The organism is Pseudorhodobacter sp. (assembly GCF_030452865.1).
In the GTDB taxonomy this organism is placed as follows: Bacteria; Pseudomonadota; Alphaproteobacteria; order Rhodobacterales; family Rhodobacteraceae; genus Pseudorhodobacter.
The window spans coordinates 1-5,316 of record NZ_JAKDLJ010000252.1 but is presented as its reverse complement, the minus strand read 5'-3'; the positions used below and the strand labels follow the sequence as shown (position 1 = coordinate 5,316).

Here is a 5,316-nt window from a genome sequence, read left to right as displayed (position 1 = left end):
TATTAGAACGATTTATCGCGCCGGGTACAAATGGCAAAAACGGGAATGGGTCAATTGAGCGTGAAACCGACAGCAGAATCCGTGATGGCATCGGTGCAATCAGCGGGGAAAGGTGCGGGACCGGCACCGGTGCATCTGTGGAACCCGCCGTTTTGCGGCGATCTGGACATGCGGATCGCACGGGACGGGACGTGGTTCTACCTCGGCACGCCGATTGGACGGCCCGCTTTGGTCAAGCTGTTCTCCAACATCCTGAAGCTGGAGGACGGACGCTATTTCCTTGTGACTCCGGTTGAAAAGGTCGGAATTGTGGTAGAGGACGCGCCATTTGTCGCCGTCGATTTCTCGGTATCCGGCGCGGGTGACGGACAGACCCTGCGCTTTGAAACGCAAGTCGGCGACAAGGTGACAGCCGGGCCGGAGCATAGGATCCGCGTGGCGCGCGACCGTGAGACCGGGGAGCCATCGCCCTATGTCATGGTGCGCGCGGGACTGGAGGCATTGATCGACCGCAAGTCGTTCTACCGCTTAGTGGAAATCGGTGCGCATCACCGCTTTGAGGGAGCGGACTGGTTCGGTCTGTGGTCGGGTGGAGCGTTCTTCCCGATGATCCCATCGGCGGAATTGTCGTAGCGGTAGCAGGGGGCTTTCCGCCCCCTCTGGCCCTGAAGGGCCATTCACCCCCGAAGGTATTTTTACCAAGACGAAGCCGTAAGATATTCATCGTTTCATCGACACGCCCTGCACCCGGCGCGACCGCAGCGCTTTGAAAAAGCGCGCCCGGCCCAACATTGAGGCGCCTTTTTGCGCCCGCAAAAAGCAACGAAAGGTGGGAGTGGTCCGCAGACGTTGTGTCCAGGATAAATTGTTGCGTACCCTTGCTGCGCCGGGCTGGATCGCTATCATGCGCACGAGACAGGCTATTTCGCAGAAAGACCACAATATGAGCGCACCAGAAACCAAGATCGTTTCGCAATGGAAAATCGCCTGTGACGGCGACGGGCCTGCCTTGGGCCATCCGCGCGTCTGGTTGACCATCCCAGAAGATAAGGGTTTTGTCGAATGCGGCTATTGCGACCGCCGCTATGTCCATGAAAGTGCGGTTGAGAAACTGAAATAGCCACATGCGCAGCGTGCTGGTTCGTGTTGGCTGGCTCGGGCTGATCCTCCCGGTCCTTTATATCTGCGTCGGGTTGGTCGGTGGCATGCTTGTGACCGGGGGGCCGCGTATTGCAGGACCGAAGGAATACCGGATCGGCCTGATTGGCGGCCCTATCCACTATGACCTGCTGATCCCGTTAAACGCCAAGTCCCGCATTCGTTTTGCCTTCGCACAATCGGCCGGGGTGCCGGTTCGCAATCCTGATGCCGAATGGTTGCTGATCGGTTGGGGTGCGCAGGGGTTTTACACCTCCACCGCCACGTTGTCGGATATGGATCTGCCCGTTATCTGGCAGGCGGCGACAGGCGATGGTGCCGTCATGCGGCTCGACACTGTCGGGCGGATTTCCAGCTTTGATGGCATTGCTCTGATCAAGCTGACGGAGGCGGAAATGGACGCGCTTCTGGCTACTCTCCTCGCTGCTTTCGACGGGCAAACGGCGCTGCCCCTGCCCGGTTTCACGTCAACGGATGCATTTTTCCACGCCAAAGGGCGGTTCAACCTGTTCAACACCTGCAACGTCTGGATCGGTCAAACCCTGCGCGCGGCGGGCCTGCCCTTTGGCCTCTGGACGCCATTTCCCCAGTCCATCCGGCTGTCGCTGACGCAAACCGGGTTGGCGGGGGCTGATGCTTCGGCTAGACCCCCGCGCCCGTCCATGCGATGAAGTGAAAAAGGGAGGCGTTCTGGATGAGCGACAGTTTCGGCAAGGGCCACCACCTGCATCTGATCGACGGATCGGCCTATATCTTCCGCGCCTATCACGCGCTGCCGCCACTCACGCGCAAATCCGACGGGCTGCCGGTAGGTGCGGTTGCAGGCTTCTGCAACATCCTCTTTCGCTATCTCAACGACAACAAATCCGGCGATGCGCCAACCCATGTCGCCGTAATCTTTGACCATTCGTCCAAGACATTCCGCAATGACATCTATCCTGAGTATAAAGCCAACCGCCCCGAACTCCCCGAAGATTTGCGTCCGCAATTTCCGCTGACCCGTGACGCCACCCGCGCTTTCAACATCGCCTGCATCGAAACGGAAGGGTTTGAGGCGGATGACATCATCGCCACCCTGTCGTGCCGTGCCCGTGATGCAGGCGGCAAGGTGACGATCATTTCCTCCGACAAGGATCTGATGCAACTGGTCGGCGATGGAGTCGACATGCTCGACCCGATGAAAAACAAACTGATCGGGCCGGACGAAGTGTTCGAGAAATTCGGCGTTGCGCCGAACCGCGTGGTTGACGTGCAATCGTTGGCGGGCGATTCGGTGGACAACGTGCCGGGTGCGCCGGGAATCGGGATCAAGACCGCGGCGTTGCTCATTCAGGAATACGGCGATCTGGAAACCCTTCTCGCGCGGGCGGATGAGATCAAGCAACCAAAACGGCGCGAATCGCTGCAAGACAATGCCGATCTGATCCGCATTTCGAAACGCCTCGTGCAGCTTGATTGCGAAACGCCGCTGGATTTCACGCTCGCCAGTCTGGAAGTGCGGGAACCGGAGCCGGAGGCGCTGCTCGCGTTTCTAAACCAGATGGAATTCCGAACGCTGACCAAGCGCGTCGCCGACAGCCTGAAGGTGGAGGCACCGGTCGCCCCCGAGGCCGCTGCCAATGCGCAAACCGAACAGGCCGCCGCCCTGCCCTTCGACCATGCCGCCTATGAAAACGTCGTCACCGCCAAGGCGCTGCAAGTCTGGATCGACCTCGCCTATGCGCGCGGCTATGTCGCGGTCGATACCGAGACCACCAGCCTTGATGAGATGCGCGCCGAACTGGTCGGGATTTCGCTTTGCGTGGAGCCGGGCCACGCCTGCTATATTCCGCTGGCGCACAAGCAAGGCAGCGGCGATCTGTTCGGCTCCTCCGCCCTCGTTGACGGCCAAATGCCGTTGGACACCGCGTTGGATATGCTGCGCCCGCTGCTGGAAGACGACAGCATCCTGAAAATCGGCCAGAACATGAAATATGACGCGAAAATCTTTGCGCGTCTGGGCATCACGGTCGCGCCGATTGACGACACGATGTTGATGTCGTCGGCGCTGTTTGCGGGTCTGCACAATCATGGCATGGATACGCTGGCCGATACCTATCTCGGCCACACGCCGATCCCGATCAAAACCCTGCTGGGTTCGGGAAAATCCCAGATCACCTTTGATCTGGTGCCGCTCTCCGAGGCTGTGAAATACGCTGCCGAGGATGCAGATGTCACCCTGCGTCTGTGGCAATTGCTCAAACCGCAACTGCATGAGAAATCGGTCACCACGGTTTATGAAACGCTGGAGCGGCCGCTGGTCCCGGTGCTGGCGCGAATGGAGATGGCGGGAATTCAGGTCGACCGCGACACACTGTCGCGCATGTCCAACGCCTTCGCGCAGAAAATGGCGGGGCTGGAGGATGAGATTCAAACACTTGCAGGCCGTCCGTTCAATGTGGGCAGCCCCAAGCAACTCGGCGAAATCCTGTTCGATGAGATGTCTCTCCCCGGCGGGGTGAAGGGCAAAACCGGTGCCTATGCCACGGGTGCAGACGTGCTGGAAGATTTGGCGACCGAGCATGATCTGCCCGGCCGCGTGCTGGATTGGCGGCAGTTGGCGAAGCTGAAATCCACCTATACCGACGCACTGCAAGATCATATCAACCCGGAAACCGGCCGCGTTCACACCTCATATTCTCTGGTTGGCGCGGTCACGGGGCGGCTATCGTCGACTGATCCGAACCTGCAAAACATCCCAGTCCGCACGGAAGAAGGGCGCCGCATCCGCGAGGCGTTCGTTGTACCGAAAGGCCGCGTGATCGTCAGCCTCGACTACTCCCAGATCGAGCTACGCATCCTCGCGCATGTCGCTGATATTCCGGCACTGAAACAGGCGTTCAAGGACGGCATCGACATTCACGCGATGACCGCCTCCGAAATGTTCGGCGTCCCGGTGGAGGGCATGGATGCCAGCATCCGCCGTCAGGCCAAAGCGATCAACTTCGGCGTGATCTACGGCATTTCCGGCTTTGGCCTTGCCCGCAACCTGCGCATCCCGAGGGCCGAAGCACAGGGCTTCATCGACCGCTATTTTGAACGTTTCCCCGGAATCCGCGAATATATGGACGCGACCATCCAGTTTGCCCGCGACAACGGCTACGTCCAGACCCTGTTCGGTCGCCGCATCCACACGCCCGAGATCAACGCCAAAGGCCCCGCCGCAGGCTTCGCCAAACGTGCCGCGATAAACGCCCCGATCCAGGGCACCGCCGCCGATATCATCCGCCGCGCCATGATCCGCATGCCGGACGCAACCCGCGGGTTGGATGCGAAAATGCTGCTGCAAGTGCATGACGAATTGCTGTTCGAAGTGGCGCAGGATGCCGTCGATCCGCTGATCAAAGCGGCCCGCGGTGTGATGGAAGGTGCCGCTGCCCCCGCCGTGCATCTGTCGGTGCCGATCACGGTGGACGCTGGCACAGGTGCCAATTGGGCGCAGGCGCATTGACATGCTCCGCACTTACGTCGAACTCAAATCCCTCGCCCTGTCGCTGAACCTGCCAGAGGTCACCGACACCACGGCCTGGGGCAATCCCTGCCTCAAGGCGCATGGCAAACTTTGGTGCTGGTGGTCGCCTTACGTCGATGCAGCCGTGTTCAAATGCAGCAAGGACGAACGCGAAATGCTGTTGCAGGCAGACCCCGACACCTTCCTGCTGCATCCGCATTACGAACCCCACAACCTCATCCTCGTTCGCGCCGGAAAAATCGACCTGGCATGGGCACGCGCCCGGCTGATCCGGCAATGGCGCGCCGCAGCGCCGAAACGTTGGCTCAAATCATGGGACGCCGAAAACCCTCCAGCCCCCACGCACTGACCGGGAATTCCCGTTGCTCTCGACCACGGATCGCGATCACCGCACCTCAAAACCGGGCAACATCACCAAAGTGCAACTCCCCCCATCATCTGTTCAAAAATATCCCCGTGCGGAGCACGCCCCGCGCCGGCGAGGCGCAAATCAGATCAGCGGCGCGCCAGCGCCTCAACTTGGCAATCCATCAACCTCGCTCCACAGCCAGATGATAACAATTATTACTTGCAGACCGCAGATGCAGGTACGAAACCCGCGGGTCGGCGAAGCGCTTTTCAGCTTCCGAATGCAACCTGTCAACAGG

6 protein-coding genes are annotated in these 5,316 nt (G+C 60.0%); 5 read left to right on the top strand and 1 reads right to left on the bottom strand.

Going from position 1 to position 5,316, the window contains the following annotated elements:
- Window positions 1–54: 54 nt before the first annotated feature.
- From L0H65_RS13745 to L0H65_RS13725, 5 genes are all read left to right on the top strand, one after another.
- Complete coding sequence (locus tag L0H65_RS13745) at window positions 55–633, top strand: DUF1285 domain-containing protein (RefSeq protein WP_301459618.1); 579 nt, start codon at window positions 55–57, stop codon at window positions 631–633.
- A 310-nt stretch (window positions 634–943) separates the two neighbouring features.
- Window positions 944–1,120: a zinc-finger domain-containing protein gene (locus tag L0H65_RS13740; protein WP_301459616.1), complete on the top strand. Its 177-nt coding sequence runs from the start codon at window positions 944–946 to the stop codon at window positions 1,118–1,120.
- Window positions 1,121–1,124: 4 nt separating this feature from the next.
- Window positions 1,125–1,829 carry a DUF2459 domain-containing protein gene (locus L0H65_RS13735; protein WP_301459615.1) on the top strand — a complete coding sequence of 235 codons (705 nt, stop codon included), beginning with the start codon at window positions 1,125–1,127 and terminating at the stop codon, window positions 1,827–1,829.
- A gap of 23 nt (window positions 1,830–1,852) precedes the next feature.
- Window positions 1,853–4,648 (top strand): DNA polymerase I, encoded by a 2,796-nt coding sequence (gene polA, locus L0H65_RS13730; RefSeq protein WP_301459614.1) that lies wholly within the window; start codon window positions 1,853–1,855, stop codon window positions 4,646–4,648.
- Window position 4,649: 1 nt separating this feature from the next.
- Window positions 4,650–5,018, top strand: a complete 369-nt coding sequence (locus tag L0H65_RS13725) for an MmcQ/YjbR family DNA-binding protein (protein ID WP_301459613.1) — start codon at window positions 4,650–4,652, stop codon at window positions 5,016–5,018.
- 181 nt (window positions 5,019–5,199) lie between these two features.
- Here the strand turns inward: L0H65_RS13725 and L0H65_RS13720 are convergent, their stop codons facing one another.
- Window positions 5,200–5,304 (bottom strand): DUF1203 domain-containing protein, encoded by a 105-nt coding sequence (locus L0H65_RS13720; RefSeq protein ID WP_301459617.1) that lies wholly within the window; start codon window positions 5,302–5,304, stop codon window positions 5,200–5,202.
- Window positions 5,305–5,316: the final 12 nt, after the last annotated feature.

Coding starts and splice junctions, on each gene's coding strand:
- L0H65_RS13740 (WP_301459616.1), top strand. CDS start 944: ATGAGCGCACCAGAAACCAAGATCGTTTCGCAATGGAAAATCGCCTGT.
- L0H65_RS13735 (WP_301459615.1), top strand. CDS start 1,125: ATGCGCAGCGTGCTGGTTCGTGTTGGCTGGCTCGGGCTGATCCTCCCG.
- polA (WP_301459614.1), top strand. CDS start 1,853: ATGAGCGACAGTTTCGGCAAGGGCCACCACCTGCATCTGATCGACGGA.
- L0H65_RS13725 (WP_301459613.1), top strand. CDS start 4,650: ATGCTCCGCACTTACGTCGAACTCAAATCCCTCGCCCTGTCGCTGAAC.